The following is a 20,382-nucleotide window of genomic DNA, read 5'->3' on the forward strand; positions in this document are numbered from 1 at the left end:
TATTATGGCAGACTCTAGAGATAATCGGCAAAAACTGAGTGACGCCGATTTTGACTTTGTTTGTCGTTATATTTATGACAAATCAGGCATTGTGCTTAACAGTAGTAAGCGAGAAATGGTTTATCGACGATTCACTCGTATTATAAGAGATAGGCATCTTGAGTCATTTTCAGATTACTGTCAGTTACTTAAAACTAACTCTGATGAAGAGCAAAGCTATTTTATTAATGCATTAACAACCAATTTAACCAGTTTTTTTCGTGAAGAACATCATTTTGAGTATTTAAGAGGTCATGAATTTCCACGATTAATGAAGCAAAAAAGCAAGCGTTTAAGAATTTGGTGTAGTGCCAGCTCAACAGGAGAAGAACCTTACAGTATTGCTATAACGGTTAAAGAATCTTTCAAAACCTTACTCAATACTTGGGATGTAAAGATTTTAGCTACAGATATAGACAGCAATGTACTTAACACTGGAAAGCAGGGGATATATGACGCTAAACGCATTGAAGATATCCCCGATAATTTAAAAAGAAAGTACTTTTCTCGAGGTACCGGTATTAATAGTTCTAAAGTAAGGGTAACGCCTGAATTACAGCAGCTTATTACATTTAAAGAACTCAACTTGATGAATGGTTGGCCAATGAAAGGGCCATTTGATGTTATTTTTTGTCGAAATGTCATTATCTATTTTGACAAAAAAACTCAAAGGCAATTATTTGAAAGGTATCATCAATTATTGGCATCCAATGGATTATTAATACTGGGTCACAGCGAGAACTTAGGGGCTTTTCAAGAATATTTTAAAAGTGTTGGTCGTACTATTTTTAGAAAGTTGGACTAGGGTATTTTGCAGGAATGTTGCGTTATGAATATATATAGAACAAATACTCAAGTAGATGAGTGTAAAAAGCGCTGCTTACCTGAGTTTAGGCATATTAATCACTATTGGGATAAAGATAGAGAAATTGTTGTAGCCAAAATCTTACCTGGAGAATTTTACATAACACGAGAGCAAGTAGGAATTGCTACTACGTTAGGCTCGTGTGTATCAGCATGTATTTGGGATAATCGTTCAGGTATCGGGGGAATGAATCATTTTATGCTTCCTTTAACATCAAAAGAAGCTCATGAAGTTGATTGGGGAAAAAGAGGATTAACATCAGATGCTACGCGTTATGGTAACTTTGCTATGGAACATTTAATTAATCTTATTTTAAAAAATGGAGGACGACGATTTAATTTACGAGCAAAAGTATTTGGTGGAGGTAAAGTTTTAAAGGGTATGTCTGATGTGGGAGAGCGAAATATAGAGTTTGTTTTGTCGTACTTAGCAACAGAAAATATTGTAATTGAAAGCTCAGATTTAGGAGACTTTCATCCACGTAAAGTGATGTTTTTTCCTGATACAGGACGTGCTTTTGTTAAACCGATAGACAACTTAAACAACGATACCATTGTAAATCGTGAAACAGAATATAGTAGTAGTCTCAATCAAAGTGATGTTTCTGGTGATGTAGAGTTATTTTAATTCAATTACAAGGGAAAAAGTTTGGATAAAATAAAAGTACTTATTGTTGACGATTCTTCAGTAATTCGCAGTATTGTAAAAGAGGTACTTCGAGATGAACCTGAGATAGAAGTAATAGGCGAAGCAAAAGATCCTTATGTTGCTCGAGATTTAATTAAAAAGCTAAATCCAGACGTACTTACCTTAGATGTTGAAATGCCAAAAATGGACGGTATTACATTTTTAGGTAACTTAATGCGCTTAAGGCCTATGCCAGTATTAATGCTATCGACCTTAACAACCCAAGGAGCAGAGGTTACGTTAAAGGCACTTGAGTTAGGTGCAATTGATTTTATAGCTAAGCCTAGTTTTAAAGAACTATTATCTTTAAAAGAAAACTTTAAAGAAACGCTTGTAGATAAAATTAAATTTGCAGCAAATATTGAACATAAAGTTACAGCAAAGGCTGTATCTCATGCTAACGCTTTTTTAGGCTGTAAAAGAAAGAATCACTTAGTGGCTATTGGAGCTTCTACTGGAGGTACTGAGGCGATTAAACATGTGTTATTAGGTTTACCTGAAAATAGCCCTCCAATTGTTATTACACTTCATATACCTAAAGTTTTTAGTGCCCATTTTGCTATTCGAATGGATAAATACTGTTGTATGAAAGTACAAGAAGCTAAGCATGGACAAAAAATAAAAGAAGGTAATGTTTATATTGCTCCAGGAGATCAACACCTTAAAGTTGAAAGTAAAGGAGGAGCGCTTTTTTGTATATTAGAAGACTCAGAAGAAGTTAACAGACATAAACCATCGGTTGATGTTCTCTTTAATTCTTTACTCCCAATAGCAGACAATACTCAAGCTATTTTATTGACGGGCATGGGACAAGACGGAGCCAAGGGGTTATTAGCGCTTAAAAATAACAGAGCAATGACTATTATTCAAAGCGAAGAAAGTAGTCTTATTTGGGGAATGCCTGGGGCTGCTTTCAAATTAAATGCTCATAGAAAACAAACTGACTTGTTAAGCATAGCTCCTGAATTATTGACCTACGCGTCATTAGATAAAACTGAAATGAAGGTGATTAAAAGTGAAAAATAAACTTATATATCCTATTTTTATTGGAGGGGCTATTTCTGCTTATCAATTAGTTAATGTACTTTTTATTGACTTTAATAATATCGATTTAGTACTCAATGTTTCTTTAGTTGGGATTTTTGGTTATTTAATATTTATCACTAAAAAAACGACTATAATTAATGACAAGTCTGTTAGTAGCGTTAGTAATACACATGACAACAATAATAAACTTTTAAAATCAACACTTGAACAATTGAGTTCTTTAGTAGGGCAACAAGTGTCTGTTATAGATACCGAACTCGATAGAACCAACATACTCGTGAGAGAAGCTGCAGAAGGTTTATCACAAAGCTTTAAGTCTTTACAAAGTTTAAGTGGTGAGCAGCACGAAATGATGAATAAAGTGATTAATAATCATATGAACATAGGAGATGAAAAAGGTACAACCCTTGAAGAGTTTGTTCATGATTCAAGTAAAACATTAGAAGAATTTGTTGGCGTTATTATAACAACGAGTAAACAGAGCTTACAGGCAATGTCTTTTACTAATGATATGTCTAAACAATTAGATGGAATTTTTGGCTTATTGGCAGAAGTAGAAAATCTTGCAAGCCAAACTAATTTATTAGCGCTAAATGCGGCAATTGAAGCTGCAAGAGCTGGCGAAGCAGGAAGAGGTTTTGCTGTGGTAGCATCCGAAGTACGTGCTTTATCTGTTAACTCCACAGATTTAAATAATGATATTCGAAAAGAAATTTTTACAGCACAACACATGATTAAAAACCTAAGGGAAGCTGTTGAAACTATGGCGTCAGCTGATATGACATCAACTTTAGAATCAAAAGAGTATGTGAGTAATATGGTTGTTCATGTTGCGAAAGTTAACAGGGACAGTGGTGATATCATTAATAGCTTAGCTTCATTAACGCCTCAAATAGATAACACCGTAGCGCTAGGAGTCAGATCGCTGCAATTTGAAGACTTAACTAATCAAACACTGACATCAGTTAAATGTAATTTAGACACGTTAGCTTTGCTAAGTAATATGCTCTTAACGATTAACATAGAGGATGAACGTGCTTCTAATACGCTCCAAGATATTCTATTAAAATGTAAAGACGCTTTCGATAAAACGAATAAAGTAAATGAAAATCGCTCAGTATCACAATCATCTATGGATGAAGGTGAAGTTGATTTATTTTGATAAATTTTGAATCTATGAGGAAGTTATAATGGGGATTAAAGTTCAAGTTTTACGAGAAAAGAATCAACTTATTATTGGAATATCAGAACGTTTTGATTTTTCCTTGCACCAGATATTTAGAGATTCTTATATTGATGTAGAGTCAAATAATACTGAATACATATTAGATCTTTCTTTAACTTCTTATATGGACAGTTCTGCATTAGGTATGATCTTATTATTGAAAGACCATGCAGAAAGTAATTCTGGCAGCGTTATTATTAGAAAACCTAGTGAAACCGTAAATAAAATATTAGAAATAGCTCAATTTCATAAATTAATGAAAATAGAGAGCTAAAAATGAATAAACCCTTAAGTAATCAATATGGGAAATTAGCGCTGGTTGTTGATGACTCTAAAGTGCAGTGCAAGATGCTAAGTATTCTTTTAGAAGAAGAAAAGTATCGTGTGATCATGGCGCATAATGGTGCTGAAGGGATTGAAAAATATATAAAATATCAACCAGATCTTGTCTTGATGGATATAAATATGCCTATTATGAATGGGTATTCAGCCACTCGAAAAATAAAAAGCCTCTCCCAAAATAGCCTATGTCCCTTAATTTTTATTACCAGTAATGATACAGAGGAAGCTTATATTGATAGTGTAGATGCTGGTGGTGATGGTATTTTAGTTAGGCCTTTTTCTCCAAAAGTATTTAAATCTAAAATTAAATCACTTCAACGTATTAGTGATTTATACGGTCAGGTTAAATCATTGCAACAAGAGCAACAAAAAGATGCTGAATTAGCTGAACGATTAATGTCTGGCGTTATAGAAGCGAGGAATTTCGCATTAGATAAAATTGGTATAGTAAAACAAGCTGCTGCGCTATTTAGTGGCGATATTCAATTAACCGCCTTATCTCCAAATGGCAACCTAAATGTAATGTTAGGAGACTTTACTGGCCATGGACTTAGGTCTTCTATTGGTGCGATTCCTTTAGCTGAAACCTTTAGAACCATGACTCGTAAAGGCTTTGCGTTATTTGACATTATTACTCAAATTAATAAACAGTTATATGCTTTATTACCCCCTGATTTATTTTTAGGCGCTGCTTTTGTGAGTATTTCTGAGCATGATAAGTCAGCTTATATTTTTAATGCTGGTTTACCTGATGTTTATATCATGTCAAATAAAGGCGATATAAAACACAAAATTGCATCTTCTCATCCTCCTTTGGGGGTTTTACCACAACTTATTGTTGAAACTCATTTAACTGTGTTATCTGTAGACTATACTGACAGAATAGAATTAATTAGCGATGGTATTGTTGAAGCCAGAAACGACCAAGGAAAAATGTTTGAATTTGAGCGTTTTGAGCGATCATTAAAAAAAGGTATTATTGCTAAGAATGTGAGTGCTACGGTATTAAAAGATATGATGATTTTCTGTCAAAATATGCCTCAAGAAGATGATATATCATTAATAGATATACCTTGTAGTGGTTGGTTATCATCTAAAGATAGCGAAGAATCCACTGTAATAAAAAATGAAAATAAAAAAGTTGTTTATCATGATGGTGGTTTATCGTGTGCTTGGAGATGGCAACTTAAATTATCAGGTTCAAGATTAGCTAAAATAAATCCCATTCCTATGGCATTAAATCAGATAACCGAAATAGAAGGTGACTCTGATCATTGGCAAAATCTATACACTATATTAACAGAGCTTTTTATTAATGCATTAGACCATGGTGTTTTGGAGCTAGGATCTGATTTGAAAAGTACTGCGGAAGGGTTCGTGTTATATTTTAATGAACGTGAAACTCGCTTGGCTAAATTAAATACGGGATTTGTTGATATAAAATTAAGTTATTACCCTATTGATGACGGAGGGCGAATTAAAATTTATATCAGTGATAGTGGAAAAGGTTTTGATATTAATAAGCAAAATAGAGATCAAGAAATAAATACGCGACTTTATGGGCGAGGTATCATGATGCTAGAGCAATTATGTGAATCTTTAGTTTATAAAAATAATGGAAGTATAGTTGAGGCGTCTTATGCTTGGACTGCTTAGATGATTCTTCATTTTTTAAATTATCTATTTTTCAATGAATGGAAAAACAGGTTTTATAAAACACTTTATGTATTAAGGGGATAAGGATTGAATAATCGCGATATAGATAGGTGTAAAATGCAATTGCCCGGTATTGATTATGAAATTGGTGTAGGTAATGTGTTAGGTGATGATGAGATATATAAAGAAATTATACTCATGTTTTATGAAGATCATGCTCAAGACGATGACAATATTCAAAAAGCGATATTAGGGGATGATCCTGATAACTGTAAACGTTTAGTGCATACTTTAAAAGGAGTGGCTTGTTCTATTGGGGCTATGACGTTATTTGAACAAGTAAAGTTATTAGATATTGCGATTAATGAGAGAAGAGATAGTGACTATCAGGGGCTATTAGACGCTTTAAAACCGGAGTTTACTAAAGTAATGGAGGGAATAGAGCTAGTATTATTAAATAAAAGCTGATGAGTAAAATTTGAAGTTATTAAGTCGAATTTACCACTGCCGGTGTAAGTTAATTGCTTTAAATTAAAGTGATATCAATATCACTTTTGGGTTTACAACAACATGGCAGAATTTCGTTTTGTCCAACGTAGGCTAAAGGCTCACCTTTAAAGTAATTTATCTCGCCACAGTTTAAGGTTATACGACAAGCACCACAATACCCATCTCTACAATGATAATGTATTTCATAGTGTTCACCCTCTAAAAATTCTAGCAGTGTTTTTTCTGAATCTTTATAGAGAACAGTTGTGCCTTCAATTGAAATTTTTATAGGGTTATCTGCTGAGGTCGAAGGAGGACTAGCATTAGCATCTTTCATTTTGTAAACACCTATAAATCAGCATGCTAATGCTTTGTTCAATATTAATAAAATTATAAATCGAAGTCGTCGAAATCATCAGAAGATACAGACGAATCCACTTGTCCCACAAGGTAGCTAGATATTTCAGTTTCTTGTGGCGCTACTTGAACATTATCGCTTGATAAATAGGCGTTTATCCATGGAAGCGGGTTTGTTTTTATATCAAAAGGCGCATCTAAGCCTATAGCTGTCATTCTTTGATTACTGATATATTCAATATATTGTTTTAAAATTTCAGCATTTACACCAATCATTGAACCATCTTTAAAAAGGTACTCTGCCCACTCTTTTTCTTGATCAACAACATCTAAGAAAACTTGACGACCTTGATCTTTCAATGTTTTACAGATTTCTTGCATTTCAGGATCATCTTGCCCATTACTCCATAAATTGAGAATGGTTTGTGTGCCTGTTAAATGTAAAGCCTCATCACGAGCAATTAACTTAATAATTTTAGCGTTACCTTCTAACAGCTCACGCTCTGCAAAGGCAAAAGAACAAGCAAAACTTACATAAAAACGAATAGCTTCTAAGGCGTTAACAGAACATATAGCAAGGTATAAGCGTTCCTTTAATTTACGCATTGATACTTCAATGGTTTCACCATTAACTTCGTAACTACCTTCTCCTTGAGATTGTAGTAATTGAGTTGTTAGTATTACGTCATCAAAGTATTTAGCTATACTTGCTGCTCTTTTTAAAATAGCGGGGTTGACGACAATATCATCGAATACTTCGCTAGGGTCTGAGAATAAATTTCTTAAAATATGGGTATAAGAACGAGAGTGAATGGTTTCACTAAACGCCCATGTTTCAACCCAGGTTTCAAGTTCAGGCAATGATACTAAAGGAAGTAATACTGCATTAACTGAACGAGCAGCCATGCTATCAAGTAATGTTTGGTACTTGAGATTTGAAATAAAAATGTGTTTTTCTGAATCCGTAAGACTCTGCCAATCTGAACGATCTTTAGAAACATCTACTTCTTCAGGTCGCCAAAAAAATGATAATTGTTTTTCTATTAATCGTTCGAAATTTACAAACTTCTGTTGATCGTAACGGCTTACATTAACACTTTGTCCGAAAAACATAGGCTCTAATAAAGCATTATTAGCCGACTGATTAAACGTTGTATACGTCATTTATTTTCCCTGAAAATATCAAACATAAGTTTGATATAAATATTTTACTAATACAGATTGTTATTATTATATTAATTACAATGTTTGATTAAATGAATACTTACAGTATTTAGATTTTACAGGCGCCGCCGGCACAGTCATCGTCTTCAACTTCTACCTGACTGTCGTCAGCACCATCTCTAGTATTGTGATAATACATTGTTTTTATACCTAACTTATAAGCCGTTAATATGTCTTTCAACACTTGTTTAATAGGTACTTTTCTACCTTCAAAACGTGACGGATCATAGTTAGTATTAGCTGAGATGGTTTGATCGATAAATTTCTGCATAATACCGACTAGCTCTAAATAACCTTGGTTACTTGGAATATTCCAAAGTAATTCATAGTTATCTTTTAAATTAGCGTAATCAGGTACAACTTGTTTTAATATGCCATCTTTACTTGCTTTAACACTTATAAGACCACGAGGTGGTTCGATACCATTGGTTGCATTAGATATTTGTGATGATGTTTCTGAAGGCATTAATGCCGAAACTGTAGAGTTTCTTACACCAAATTCCATAATATCAGCACGTAAACTATCCCAGTCTAAGTGGAGTGGTTCGCTAACAATTTTATCAATCTCTTTTTTGTAAGTATCTATAGGTAAGATACCTTTTGATAATCGAGTTTCATTGAATTTAGGACAAGCACCCATTTCTTTAGCTAGGTTGTTACTGGCTTTTAATAAATAATACTGTATTGCTTCAAATGTTTTATGAGTGAGGTTATTTGCACTTCCATTCGAATAATACAAGCCATTTTTAGCTAAATAATAAGCGTAGTTAATAACACCAATACCTAATGTACGTCTACCAACCGTCGCATTTTTAGCAGCCGGCATTGGGTAGTCTTGATAATCTAGTAAACTATCTAGAGCACGAACAGCTAAGTCAGCTAAATGGTCAAGCTCATCTAAGCTTTCAATAGCACCTAAGTTAAAGGCTGAAAGTGTACATAAAGCAATTTCACCATTAGGATCATTAATGTCGTTCATTGGCTTGGTTGGTAGTGCTATTTCTAAACACAGGTTACTTTGCCTAATAGGTGCTTGTTTTGGATCAAATGGACTATGCGTATTACAGTGATCTACGTTTTGCAAATAGATACGACCTGTACTTGCACGCTCTTGTGCAAACAAGGTAAATAACTCAATCGCTTTTATACATTTTTTACGAATGGATGGATCAGCTTCATATTTTGTATATAAGGCTTCAAACTCGTCTTGATCTTCAAAAAACGCATCATATAAACCGGGTACATCGCTTGGACTAAATAAGGTAATAGACTCACCTTTAATTAAGCGTTGATACATTACTTTATTAAACTGAACACCGTAATCTAAATGACGAACACGGTTTTCTTCAACACCACGGTTATTTTTTAAAACCAGTAAACTTTCAACTTCTAAGTGCCACAATGGGTAGAATAAGGTAGCAGCGCCGCCGCGAACACCACCTTGAGAACAACTTTTAACGGCTGTTTGAAAGTGTTTGAAAAATGGAATACAACCGGTGTGAAACGCTTCACCATTTCTAATTGAGCTACCTAAAGCTCTAATACGACCTGCATTAATACCAATACCTGCACGTTGTGAAACGTATTTCACAATTGAGCTAGATGCCGCATTAATCGAATCTAAACTATCGCCACACTCAATAAGTACACAAGAAGAGAATTGACGAGTAGGAGTTCTTACACCTGCCATAATGGGCGTAGGTAAAGAAATTTTAAAGGTAGATATAGCGTTGTAAAAACCTTCAACATATTTTAAACGTGTTTCTTTTGGATATTTTGCAAATAAACACGCAGCAACAAGTATGTATAAGAACTGGGCACTTTCGTAAATTTCACCACTTACACGGTTTTGAACAAGGTATTTACCTTCTAACTGTTTTACAGCCGCGTAGCTAAAATTTAAGTCTCGGCGATGGTCTAAAAACTGCTCCATTGCTTCAAATTCATCTTGCGTGTAATCCGTTATTAAGTGTTGGTCATATTTACCAGATGCAACTAAAGAAATTACATGTTCATATAACTTAGGCGGTTCGAATTTACCGTATGCTTTTTTTCGTAGATGAAAAATAGCTAAACGAGCAGACAAAAACTGATAGTCAGGTGTTTCTTCTGATATTAAATCAGCGGCTGATTTAATAATGGTTTCATGAATATCTGCTGTTTTAATTCCATCATAAAATTGTATATGTGATTTTAATTCAACTTGAGATACGGAAACATTATTTAATCCCTCCGCGGCCCAATCAATAACTTGATGGATTTTTTCTAAATCAATGGGTTCTTTTTTGCCGTTACGCTTAGTAACAAAAAGGTTGTTATTCATGAAAGACCTGTAATTAATTTATAGTTCTGCTTGTTCGTATGTGAACATTTATAATAATTAAACCCCACCTAGTGCTTGTGGATAATAAATACACTACATGTTGGGGTTTTATAAAAACTGATCACAAGATAGTGAGGTTTTAGGGCTATTGCAAGTGTTAAAATTTAATGTATTTAAGGTCATGCTCTACTATAAAAATTCAGTTAGTAACAACTAACTTAGTAAGGCGTTTTATTTTTGATTTATGAGAAACGCAATGCTTTTTTTAGGTTAATTATTTTCTGTTATTTATTTTAAATAAATAACAGGTGTACATAAAATGTACGTTTGTTTTTTAGTCGTTAATGTTTGAATTTTCATCAAATAAATTACAAATTGAACACTTGTTTATTTTATCGTCGCCATTATGTCTAGTGGGTTTAAAGTCATAGCGTCAGCTTGCCACTGTTCACATTCATTAATATCTAAAATATATCCCCATTGCGCTATTATTGTGTACATGTTTGCGCTATTGCCAGCCTCAATATCTCTAAGGGCATCGCCAACATATATGCATTTTTTGGGATCGCTATTCATTTGTTCGCATGCAAATAAAATAGGAGCAGGGTGTGGTTTACGCTGAGGCAGGGTATCTCCAGCTATTAATGTTTTACATTGATCGAATTGCGGAAATTTGGGCACTAAAATTTTAGATAAGTATTCAGGTTTGTTCGTTACAATTCCCCAAGGAATATTCATTTCATTCAATGAGAATAATAATTTTTCTATATTAGGGTATAACTTAGTATGAACAGCAATATTTTGTTCATAGTAATTTAAAAATTCAATGCGCAGCGCATTAAAATTAAATTCCGAAAGTCGTTCTCCAAACCCTAACTCTAATAAACCCTTCGCACCGTCAGAGGCAATTGGTCTGTACTTTTCTCTGTCGACAGGCTCAAGACCTTTATTTTTTAATACATAATTTAATGCTTCGCCTAGATCATTTGCGGTATCTAATAAAGTACCATCTAAATCGAATAATACTGCAGTATGCTTATTCATTCTTTTTCCTATGCTTGTTTTTGGAAACATAAAATATAGTTAACATCTAATTTTGATGTTAATTTATGATTTTCTGTTAATGGGTTGTAGTGAATTCCTACTGCATCAATACATTTTAAATTTTGATCTTCAGCCCATGAAATTAAGGTTGAGGGTTTGATAAACGAATCGTGGTTATGGGTACCATTAGGAACAAGTTTAAGTACTTTTTCTGCAGCGACTATGGCTAACAAATAAGACATGATGGTTTTATTTAAGGTGGAGAAAAACACAAAACCATTAGGTTTCACCATATCAGCACATGCAGAAATGATTGAAGAAGGGTCTGGAACATGCTCAAGCATTTCCATACAAGTTACAATGTCAAAGGCTTCAGGGCTTTGTTTGGCTTTCTCCTCTGCTGTTATTTTTTCATAATCTAACTTAACGTTAGATTCTAATGCATGAAGCTTTGCTATATTTAGAGGTTCTTCTCCCATATCAATACCCGTAACATTAGCGCCTAACTTGGCTAAGCTTTCGCTCAGTATGCCTCCGCCACATCCTACATCTAGTATGTTTTTATCAAAGAGATTATGTACATGTTGAATAATAAACTGACAACGAAGTGGGTTGATTTGATGGAGTGGTTTAAAATCACCAGTAAGATCCCACCATTGACTGGCGACTTTTTCGAATTTTTCAATTTCATCAAAATTTACGTTAATGTTTTTAGACATTTTATAGACTCATTGCAGAATGTTTTCATTGTTAATGATTCTAAATGAAAATGTGATTCAAACCTAGTAGCTTAAAAGTATATCCAGAGTAAAATTTAGCTTTTATTCTTCATTTGTAGTTATTTTTAGGTGAATTAAATTAATGGTTTAAAAAGTAGTCAAATCATCCTGTTTTTTACTGTTGTTCAAATATTAAACGTTTTGATGTTTTCTGTTTTAATTAATTAAAACAAGGCTTTATAAGTATTCATTCGATAAAAGTATATGAATATAATCGAGAGCCATAAAGCAGTATTGTCTTGTGAAATTTTATGTTAGTATGCCGTGTTAATTATAACTATAATTTCGAAAATTCTGATTTTGTTCTAAGTTAAGGGATACCATCGATTTATGACCGATCTGGCTAACAATATTTCTCCAATAAATATTGAAGATGAATTAAAAAACTCCTATTTAGATTACGCGATGAGCGTAATAGTAGGGCGAGCATTACCTGATGTTCGTGATGGATTAAAACCAGTGCATCGTCGCGTTTTATTCGCTATGAATGTACTAGGTAATGACTTCAATAAACCTTATAAAAAATCAGCACGTGTTGTTGGTGATGTTATCGGTAAATATCACCCGCATGGTGATACTGCTGTATACGATACTATTGTTCGTATGGCGCAGCCGTTTTCTTTAAGGTACATGTTGGTTGATGGGCAAGGTAACTTCGGTTCAGTCGATGGTGACTCCGCTGCTGCTATGCGTTACACCGAAATTAGAATGGCAAAAATTGCACATTCTATTTTGGCCGATTTAGATAAAGAAACGGTTGATTTTGTTCCTAACTATGATGGAACTGAGCATATTCCTGCTGTAATGCCTACACGCATACCTAATTTATTGGTTAACGGTACTTCAGGTATTGCTGTTGGTATGGCAACAAATATTCCACCGCATAACTTAACGGAAGTGATTAATGCTTGTTTGGCGCTTATAGAAAATAGTGAGCTGTCAATTGAAGAGTTAATTGAACATATTCCGGGTCCTGATTTTCCTACTGCGGCTATTATTAGCGGCCGTGCAGGTATTCAAGAAGCTTATAGAACAGGCCGTGGTAAAATTAAGATCCGCGCTCGTGCTTCTATAGAAGTTGATGACAATTCAGGTAAAGAAACTATTGTTGTTCATGAGCTACCTTACCAAGTTAACAAAGCACGCTTAATTGAAAAAATGGCTGAGCTTGTTAAAGAAAAACGTTTAGAAGGTATTTCTGCCTTACGTGATGAGTCTGATAAAGACGGTATGCGTATGGTTATTGAAGTAAAACGTGGTGAAGTAGGCGAAGTTGTATTAAACAATCTTTACAAATTAACTCAAATGCAAGTGTCGTTTGGTTTAAATATGGTGGCTTTAACAAATGGCCAACCTAAGTTGTTTAATCTGAAAGAAATGCTTGAAGCATTTATATTACATCGTCGTGAAGTTGTAACTCGTCGTACAATATTTGAACTTCGTAAAGCTCGTGAAAGAGCACATCTTCTTGAAGGTCTATCAATCGCATTAGCGAATATAGATCCGATCATTCAATTGATCAAAACTTCTCCAACACCAAGTGAAGCTAAAGAAAAGCTTACTTCTCAAGGTTGGGAGTTAGGTAATGTTGCTGAAATGCTTTCAGCAGCCGGTTACGATGCTGCTCGACCTGAATGGGTAGAGCCAGAATTTGGTATTCGAGACAATAAATATTACTTAACAGCACAACAAGCTCAAGCAATATTAGACTTACGTTTACATAAATTAACGGGTCTAGAGCATGAGAAAATATTAAACGAATACAAAGAGCTTCTTGATCTTATTGCTGAGTTGTTACACATATTAGCGACTCCTGCGCGTTTAATGGAAGTTATTCGTGAAGAACTTGAAGACATTCGTACTGAATTCGGTGATGAACGTAGAACAGAAATTAGCTCTGCGTCCCATGATTTATCGATGGAAGATTTAATTTGTGAAGAAGATGTGGTTGTTACACTTTCTCATGAAGGTTACGTTAAATATCAAGTTCTAGCCGATTACGATGCTCAGCGTCGAGGCGGTAAAGGTAAAGCTGCAACTAAAATGAAAGAAGAAGACTTTATTGAAAGACTTCTTGTCGCGAATACTCACGATACTATTCTTTGTTTCTCTGATAGAGGAAGAATGTATTGGCTTAAAGTTTTCCAATTACCTCTAGCAAGTAGAACAGCGAGAGGGCGTCCAATTGTTAATATTCTTCCATTAGAAGCTGATGAAAGAATTACGGCTATTCTACCAGTACGTGAATACGAAGAAGATAAATTTATCTTTATGGCTACAGCCTCTGGTACTGTTAAGAAAACTCGCTTAACTGAGTACTCTCGTCCAAGAGCAAATGGTATTATTGCGATTAATTTACGTGAAGACGATACGCTAATTGGTGTAGATATCACTGAAGGTGATAACGACATTATGCTGTTTTCTGATGCAGGTAAAGTTGTACGCTTTACTGAAGGTAAGAAAAACCCTGATGATGCTAACTTTGTTGTGAAACCTGTAGGTCGTAACGCAACAGGTGTTCGTGGTATGAAGTTAGAAAACGACGAAAAAGTTGTGTCTCTTATCGTTCCTCATAATGATGGACCTATATTAACCATTACTGAAAATGGTTTTGGTAAGCGTACTTCATTAGAAGAATACCCTGCGAAGAGTCGTGCTACTAAAGGTGTTGTTTCTATTAAAGTCAGTGAGCGTAATGGTAAAGTTGTTGGTGCTGTTCAGGTAGAAGAACAAGACGAAATCATGTTGATCACCGATAATGGAACATTAGTACGAACTCGTGTAAACGAAGTGAGTGTTATCGGACGAAATACACAAGGTGTTCGTATAATCCGTACTTCTGAAACGGAATTAGTTGTTGCTCTTCAACGTATTGATGAAATTCAATCAGATGATGCCGATGAAGATAACGATGGAAGTGGTGTAGATGAGTCATCATCACCAGAAGTCAATGCTGAAACACCTGCAGAGTCAACTCCTAGTGAGTCATCCGACGAAGCTGGTGAAGATATAGAATAGCAACGGCCACACAATAAAAATAAAAGGGCGGTTTAACCGCTCTTTTTTATGTTTAAGTTGGTATTAATAAATAATACCAATCGCAATAACCCATTGAGCATTTATACTCGTTTAAATGGCCAATTACATCATTATTTATTTAATAATTAGAACACTGCTTATTAAAATAAATGCCTCGCCTACAGGACGTAGGTGCTTAGGTTCAGTTTGGAACGATGAACCTGTGTATTTGACCATTTATTCTTTGTATAAAAATAGGTTAATTCATTAATGCGTTTGGTATAAAAGTGAATAAGTCAGTTTGATTTGCTTCTAAGTAAATTAGCATGCTTATTAATATAACAAAATTTCAAAAGGTTAATTTAAAAATGTCTGGTGTTTATAATTTTTGTGCTGGCCCTGCAATGTTACCCGTTGATGTAATGAAAAAAGCGCAGCAAGAGTTTATTAATTGGGAAAATATGGGGAGTTCTATAATGGAATTGAGTCATAGAAGCCCTGAGTTTATGGCTGTAGCAGCCAATGCAGAAGCAACACTTCGTACATTAATGGATATTCCTAAGAATTATAAAGTGCTGTTTTGTCATGGCGGTGGCAGAGGGCAATTCTCTGCAGTTCCTCTAAATTTATTACCTGAAGGTAAGAAAGCTGATTATATTGTATCGGGTTCTTGGTCCAAAGCAGCAGCAGCAGAAGCGGCTAATTTTGGTGAAGTGAATGTTATTGATATAACGCGTGAAACTGAAAGCTCAAAATCTATTATCCCTTTAAATGAATGGCCTTTATCGGCTGATGCTGCTTATGTACATTACTGTCCAAATGAAACGGTTGATGGCTTAGAAATTTTTGAGTTACCAGAAACAAATGGTATTCCCTTAGTTGCTGATTTATCGTCAACCATCCTTTCAAGAAAATTTGATGTTTCAAAGTTTGGGCTTATCTATGCCGGCGCTCAAAAAAATATTGGACCATCGGGTTTAACTATAGTTATTGTGAGAGACGATCTTATTGGTCATGCTGCTAAAGCAACTCCTTGTATCATGAATTATAAAACATTAGCTGATAACGACTCTATGTATAATACGCCTCCTAGTTATGCATGGTATTTAGCTGGACTTGTTTTTGATTGGTTAGCTGATCTAGGTGGTGTTGAAGCAATTGAAAAAGTTAATGCTAAAAAAGCTCAACTTCTTTACAGCTATATTGATGACAGTCGTTTTTATAAAAATAACATAGCAAAAGAATTTCGTAGTTTAATGAATATACCATTCTGGTTAGTTAATGAAGAATTAAATAAATCGTTTTTAGCTGAAGCAGCAAATGAAGGGCTTACAGCGCTTAAAGGCCATCGTATTGTCGGTGGTATGCGAGCAAGTATATACAATGCAATGCCTTATGAAGGTGTAGAAGCATTAGTCGCGTTTATGAAAAAATTTGAACAGGAGAATGGATAAAATGGAACAGTTAACATTAAATCCTATTAAAAAAATTAATGGTGAAATTTTTTTACCGGGTTCAAAGAGCTTATCGAATCGCGCATTGTTAATCGCCGCGTTAGCTAATGGTGTTACTAAAATTACTAACTTACTTGTTAGTGAAGACATTGAACATATGCTTAATGCTTTAGCAACGCTTGGTGTAAAGTATACTTTAAGTGATTGCGGTACTGAGTGTACAGTGGTAGGAAATAACGGTTTTTTTAATACGGATAAACCTTTAGAACTCTACTTAGGAAATGCTGGTACAGCTATGCGCCCTTTATGTGCAGCATTGGCTGCTAGTGAAGGTGAATTCGTATTAACAGGTGAACCAAGAATGAAAGAGCGACCTATTGGTCACTTGGTTGACGCACTAGCACAACTTGATGCTGATATTGAATATCTGGAAAATAAAGACTATCCGCCAGTAAAAATAACCGGTAAAGCGTTAACTGGTAATACTGTTACTATTGATGGTTCAATTTCTAGCCAGTTTTTAACCGCTATACTTATGATTGCTCCCTTGTTAAAAACCAATACTAATATAGAGATTAAAGGTGAATTAGTCTCAAAACCGTATATTGATATTACTCTTGATATTATGTCTAGGTTTGGCATTAAAGTGCAAAACAATGACTATCAATCATTTACTGTACAAGGTAATCAATCTTACCAGTCCGTTGATCGTTACATGGTTGAAGGTGATGCTTCTTCAGCGTCATACTTTTTAGCTGCCGGTGCAATTAAAGGTGGTGAAATTACGGTGCACGGTGTTGGTAAATTAAGTGTGCAGGGCGACAAGCACTTTGCTGATGTACTTGAGAAAATGGGGGCAGAGGTTAAGTGGAATGATGAGTCAATTACTGTTATAGGCAAACCGCTTATAGGTATTGATATGGACATGAATCACATACCTGATGCTGCTATGACTATAGCAACAACAGCACTTTTTGCTAAAGGTACGACAACGATTAGAAACATATATAACTGGCGCGTAAAAGAAACAGATCGATTAACGGCAATGGCAACTGAACTTAGAAAAGTAGGGGCAGAAGTGATCGAAGGCGAAGACTTTATCACAATAACACCACCAGCTTTATTAAAGCATGCTGAAATAGATACTTACAATGATCATCGCGTAGCTATGTGTTTCTCTCTAATAGCATTGAGTGATACGCCTGTAACGATTAATGATCCAAAATGTACAGCGAAAACGTTTCCAGACTATTTTGATAAGTTAGCACAAGTTTCTTGCTAAAAATCTTACAAAAAAAACTTTTACGCGATTTGATAGGTTAAATCCCGTATAATTTCGCCGATTTTCGATATTAGGAGAAAGATGTATGCAGCAAAACGTTCCAGTAATCACTATTGACGGACCTAGTGGCGCTGGTAAAGGTACTGTGGCTCGTATAGTTGCAGAAAAGCTTGGATGGCATTTACTTGACAGTGGTGCTATTTACCGCGTTTTGGCTTTAGCGACTCATTATCATCAAGTTGATGTTAATGAAGAAGAGCCATTAATACCAATGGCTGCTCATTTAGATGTTCAGTTTGAAATCAGTAGCGAAGGAGACAGTAAAATCGTTCTCGAAGGAGAAGATGTTACTGATACTATTCGTACTGAAGAAATAGGTAAATTAGCCTCTCAAGTGGCAGCATTTCCCAGAGTAAGGGAAGCCTTATTAAGAAGACAACGCGCATTTAAAGTGTCACCTGGCTTAGTTGCTGATGGTAGAGACATGGGAACAGTTGTTTTTTCAGATGCACCAATTAAAGTATTTTTAACAGCAAGCGCGGAAGAAAGAGCGCAACGTCGATTTAAACAGTTGAAAGAAAAGGGGCTTGATGTTAAAATCGGGCGCCTTTTGGATGACATACGTCAACGAGATGAGCGAGATCAGAATAGAGATGTCGCACCGTTGATCGCAGCTGAAGGGGCGTTAGTTATTGATTCTACGGATGTTTCTGTCGATGATGTTGTTGAAAAAATACTATCTTTTTCATCAAAAATACTATCATAACTTAAGAAAATATTATTTGAAGCCTAACTGTACGGATACGCTAGGCATTATTAACAACCCCATGAAACATGTATGTTGATTGGATTATAAGCTGAGTTCATAAAAACATTATGACTGAAAATTTTGCACAACTTTTTGAAGAAAGTTTAAAAGAAATCGAAACACGTCCTGGTTCAATCATTAAAGGGACTGTAGTAGCAATCAACAAAGACAACGTTTTAGTTGATGCTGGATTAAAATCTGAAAGCGTTATCTCAATCGACCAATTCAAAAACACTTCTGGTGAGCTTGAAATTAGTGTTGGTGATGAGATCGACGTAGCTTTAGATGCTACTGATGATGGTTTCGGTGAAACAATTCTTTCTCGTGAAAAAGCAAAACGTCACGAAGCATGGCAAGTGCTTGAAAAAGCATATGAAGAAAAAGAAACTGTTATCGGTGTTATCAACGGTAAAGTTAAAGGTGGTTTCACAGTTGAAGTTAGCAATATTCGTGCTTTCTTACCTGGTTCATTAGTAGATGTTCGCCCAATTCGCGACACTGCTCACCTTGAAGGTAAAGATTTAGAATTCAAAGTTATTAAGCTTGATCAAAAGCGTAATAACGTTGTTGTATCTCGTCGTGCTGTTATTGAATCTGAAAGTAGTGTTGAACGTGATGCATTATTAGAGTCATTAGCTGAAGGCTTAGAAGTTAAAGGTATCGTTAAAAACCTTACAGACTACGGTGCATTCGTAGATTTAGGTGGTATTGACGGTTTACTACACATTACAGATATGGCTTGGAAGCGTGTTAAACACCCTGGCGAAATCGTAAATGTTGGTGACGAAATTCAAGTTAAAGTACTTAAATTTGACCGTGAACGTACACGTGTTTCATTAGGTATGAAGCAGTTAGGCGAAGATCCATGGGTAGCTATTGCTAAGCGTTACCCTGAAGGTGCTAAACTTTCTGGTCGCGTAACTAACTTAACTGACTACGGTTGTTTTGTTGAAATACAAGAAGGCGTTGAAGGTTTAGTTCACGTTTCTGAAATGGATTGGACTAACAAAAACATTCACCCATCTAAAGTTGTTAACTTAGGTGATACTGTTGAAGTAATGGTATTAGAAATTGACGAAGAACGTCGTCGTATTTCTCTAGGTCTTAAGCAATGTATCCCGAACCCATGGGAAGAGTTTGCTAAGAACTTCAACAAAGGTGATAAAGTATCAGGTAAGATCAAGTCAATCACTGACTTTGGTATCTTTATTGGTCTTGACGGCGGAATTGATGGTTTAGTTCACTTATCTGATATTTCATGGGCTGGCGGTGAAGAAGCTGTTCGTGAATACAAGAAAGGTGATGAAATCTCAGCTGTTGTACTACAAGTAGACCCTGAGCGTGAGCGTATTTCTTTAGGCGTTAAGCAAACTGAAGACGATCCGTTTAACCAGTATCTGACAGACACCAAAAAAGGTGCTATTGTTAATGGTAAGGTTGTTGAAGTAGACGCTAAAGGCGCTAAAATTGAGTTAGCTGAAGGTGTTGAAGGTTATTTACGTGTTGCTGATATTTCACGTGAACGTATTGAAGACGCTACAACTGAATTATCTGTAGGTGATAGTGTTGAAACTAAGTTTGTTGGTGTAGATCGTAAGAACCGCACAATCAGCTTATCAATCAAAGCTAAAGACCAAGCAGATGAACGCGAAGCAATGGACTCTCTAAACCAAACTGAAGAAGATTCTGGTTTAAGTGCTATGGCTGAAGCGTTTAAAAACGCTAAAGTTTAATAGCTAACTA

The 20,382-nt window shown here is 35.2% G+C and carries 17 protein-coding genes; 12 read left to right on the forward strand and 5 right to left on the reverse strand.

Translation table 11 applies throughout. The features are described from left to right. Positions 1-4: 4 nt before the first annotated feature. The 7 genes from AC0L5Q_RS01145 (at position 5) to AC0L5Q_RS01175 (ending at position 6,329) form a co-directional block, all read left to right on the forward strand. Positions 5-844, forward strand: coding sequence for a CheR family methyltransferase (locus tag AC0L5Q_RS01145; protein ID WP_473613736.1), 840 nt, complete (start codon positions 5-7; stop codon positions 842-844). Positions 845-868: 24 nt separating this feature from the next. Further along, positions 869-1,531: a chemoreceptor glutamine deamidase CheD gene (cheD, locus tag AC0L5Q_RS01150; RefSeq protein ID WP_473613739.1), complete on the forward strand. Its 663-nt coding sequence runs from the start codon at positions 869-871 to the stop codon at positions 1,529-1,531. 21 nt (positions 1,532-1,552) lie between these two features. After that, positions 1,553-2,617: a protein-glutamate methylesterase/protein-glutamine glutaminase gene (locus AC0L5Q_RS01155; RefSeq protein ID WP_473613742.1), complete on the forward strand. Its 1,065-nt coding sequence runs from the start codon at positions 1,553-1,555 to the stop codon at positions 2,615-2,617. Beyond that, the gene (locus AC0L5Q_RS01160; RefSeq protein WP_473613745.1) at positions 2,607-3,800 is read left to right on the forward strand and encodes a methyl-accepting chemotaxis protein; all 1,194 of its coding nucleotides are present in this window, start codon (positions 2,607-2,609) and stop codon (positions 3,798-3,800) included. Before AC0L5Q_RS01155 ends, AC0L5Q_RS01160 begins: the two co-directional genes overlap by 11 nt. A gap of 28 nt (positions 3,801-3,828) precedes the next feature. Next, complete coding sequence (locus tag AC0L5Q_RS01165) at positions 3,829-4,137, forward strand: STAS domain-containing protein (RefSeq protein WP_473613746.1); 309 nt, start codon at positions 3,829-3,831, stop codon at positions 4,135-4,137. 2 nt (positions 4,138-4,139) lie between these two features. Beyond that, the gene (locus AC0L5Q_RS01170) at positions 4,140-5,861 is read left to right on the forward strand and encodes a SpoIIE family protein phosphatase (protein ID WP_473613748.1); all 1,722 of its coding nucleotides are present in this window, start codon (positions 4,140-4,142) and stop codon (positions 5,859-5,861) included. An 87-nt stretch (positions 5,862-5,948) separates the two neighbouring features. Then, positions 5,949-6,329 (forward strand): Hpt domain-containing protein, encoded by a 381-nt coding sequence (locus AC0L5Q_RS01175; protein ID WP_473613751.1) that lies wholly within the window; start codon positions 5,949-5,951, stop codon positions 6,327-6,329. 58 nt (positions 6,330-6,387) lie between these two features. Here the strand turns inward: AC0L5Q_RS01175 and yfaE are convergent, their stop codons facing one another. From yfaE to ubiG, 5 genes are all read right to left on the reverse strand, one after another. Beyond that, positions 6,388-6,687, reverse strand: a complete 300-nt coding sequence (yfaE, locus tag AC0L5Q_RS01180) for a class I ribonucleotide reductase maintenance protein YfaE (protein WP_473613754.1) — start codon at positions 6,685-6,687, stop codon at positions 6,388-6,390. Positions 6,688-6,740: 53 nt separating this feature from the next. Continuing rightward, the gene (gene nrdB, locus AC0L5Q_RS01185) at positions 6,741-7,871 is read right to left on the reverse strand and encodes a class Ia ribonucleoside-diphosphate reductase subunit beta (protein WP_473613756.1); all 1,131 of its coding nucleotides are present in this window, start codon (positions 7,869-7,871) and stop codon (positions 6,741-6,743) included. Positions 7,872-7,980: 109 nt separating this feature from the next. Further along, the gene (gene nrdA / locus AC0L5Q_RS01190; RefSeq protein ID WP_473613758.1) at positions 7,981-10,254 is read right to left on the reverse strand and encodes a class 1a ribonucleoside-diphosphate reductase subunit alpha; all 2,274 of its coding nucleotides are present in this window, start codon (positions 10,252-10,254) and stop codon (positions 7,981-7,983) included. 387 nt (positions 10,255-10,641) lie between these two features. Continuing rightward, positions 10,642-11,298, reverse strand: coding sequence for an HAD-IA family hydrolase (locus AC0L5Q_RS01195; protein WP_473613760.1), 657 nt, complete (start codon positions 11,296-11,298; stop codon positions 10,642-10,644). Positions 11,299-11,306: 8 nt separating this feature from the next. Continuing rightward, positions 11,307-12,017 (reverse strand): bifunctional 2-polyprenyl-6-hydroxyphenol methylase/3-demethylubiquinol 3-O-methyltransferase UbiG, encoded by a 711-nt coding sequence (ubiG, locus tag AC0L5Q_RS01200; RefSeq protein ID WP_473613763.1) that lies wholly within the window; start codon positions 12,015-12,017, stop codon positions 11,307-11,309. 390 nt (positions 12,018-12,407) lie between these two features. Here ubiG and gyrA point away from each other — a divergent pair, with 390 nt between their 5' ends. The 5 genes from gyrA (at position 12,408) to rpsA (ending at position 20,372) form a co-directional block, all read left to right on the forward strand. After that, a complete protein-coding gene (gene gyrA, locus AC0L5Q_RS01205) occupies positions 12,408-15,095 on the forward strand; it encodes a DNA topoisomerase (ATP-hydrolyzing) subunit A (protein ID WP_473613765.1) in 2,688 nt (895 codons plus the stop codon). A gap of 368 nt (positions 15,096-15,463) precedes the next feature. Then, a complete protein-coding gene (gene serC / locus AC0L5Q_RS01210) occupies positions 15,464-16,549 on the forward strand; it encodes a 3-phosphoserine/phosphohydroxythreonine transaminase (protein ID WP_473613768.1) in 1,086 nt (361 codons plus the stop codon). A 1-nt stretch (position 16,550) separates the two neighbouring features. Next, positions 16,551-17,831 (forward strand): 3-phosphoshikimate 1-carboxyvinyltransferase, encoded by a 1,281-nt coding sequence (aroA, locus tag AC0L5Q_RS01215; RefSeq protein ID WP_473613771.1) that lies wholly within the window; start codon positions 16,551-16,553, stop codon positions 17,829-17,831. 85 nt (positions 17,832-17,916) lie between these two features. Continuing rightward, positions 17,917-18,597 carry a (d)CMP kinase gene (gene cmk / locus AC0L5Q_RS01220; RefSeq protein ID WP_473613773.1) on the forward strand — a complete coding sequence of 227 codons (681 nt, stop codon included), beginning with the start codon at positions 17,917-17,919 and terminating at the stop codon, positions 18,595-18,597. 110 nt (positions 18,598-18,707) lie between these two features. After that, positions 18,708-20,372 (forward strand): 30S ribosomal protein S1, encoded by a 1,665-nt coding sequence (gene rpsA / locus AC0L5Q_RS01225; protein ID WP_473613776.1) that lies wholly within the window; start codon positions 18,708-18,710, stop codon positions 20,370-20,372. The last annotated feature ends 10 nt before the right edge of the window (positions 20,373-20,382 follow it).

The sequence above is a fragment of the Pseudocolwellia sp. G5-9 genome (assembly GCF_055808995.1).

Bases quoted from the DNA above. Each gene is read 5' to 3' on its own strand.
- AC0L5Q_RS01145 (WP_473613736.1), top strand. From the start codon at position 5: ATGGCAGACTCTAGAGATAATCGGCAAAAACTGAGTGACGCCGATTTT.
- cheD (WP_473613739.1), top strand. From the start codon at position 869: ATGAATATATATAGAACAAATACTCAAGTAGATGAGTGTAAAAAGCGC.
- AC0L5Q_RS01165 (WP_473613746.1), top strand. From the start codon at position 3,829: ATGGGGATTAAAGTTCAAGTTTTACGAGAAAAGAATCAACTTATTATT.
- AC0L5Q_RS01170 (WP_473613748.1), top strand. From the start codon at position 4,140: ATGAATAAACCCTTAAGTAATCAATATGGGAAATTAGCGCTGGTTGTT.
- yfaE (WP_473613754.1), bottom strand. From the start codon at position 6,687: ATGAAAGATGCTAATGCTAGTCCTCCTTCGACCTCAGCAGATAACCCT.
- nrdB (WP_473613756.1), bottom strand. From the start codon at position 7,871: ATGACGTATACAACGTTTAATCAGTCGGCTAATAATGCTTTATTAGAG.
- nrdA (WP_473613758.1), bottom strand. From the start codon at position 10,254: ATGAATAACAACCTTTTTGTTACTAAGCGTAACGGCAAAAAAGAACCC.
- AC0L5Q_RS01195 (WP_473613760.1), bottom strand. From the start codon at position 11,298: ATGAATAAGCATACTGCAGTATTATTCGATTTAGATGGTACTTTATTA.
- ubiG (WP_473613763.1), bottom strand. From the start codon at position 12,017: ATGTCTAAAAACATTAACGTAAATTTTGATGAAATTGAAAAATTCGAA.
- gyrA (WP_473613765.1), top strand. From the start codon at position 12,408: ATGACCGATCTGGCTAACAATATTTCTCCAATAAATATTGAAGATGAA.
- serC (WP_473613768.1), top strand. From the start codon at position 15,464: ATGTCTGGTGTTTATAATTTTTGTGCTGGCCCTGCAATGTTACCCGTT.
- aroA (WP_473613771.1), top strand. From the start codon at position 16,551: ATGGAACAGTTAACATTAAATCCTATTAAAAAAATTAATGGTGAAATT.
- cmk (WP_473613773.1), top strand. From the start codon at position 17,917: ATGCAGCAAAACGTTCCAGTAATCACTATTGACGGACCTAGTGGCGCT.
- rpsA (WP_473613776.1), top strand. From the start codon at position 18,708: ATGACTGAAAATTTTGCACAACTTTTTGAAGAAAGTTTAAAAGAAATC.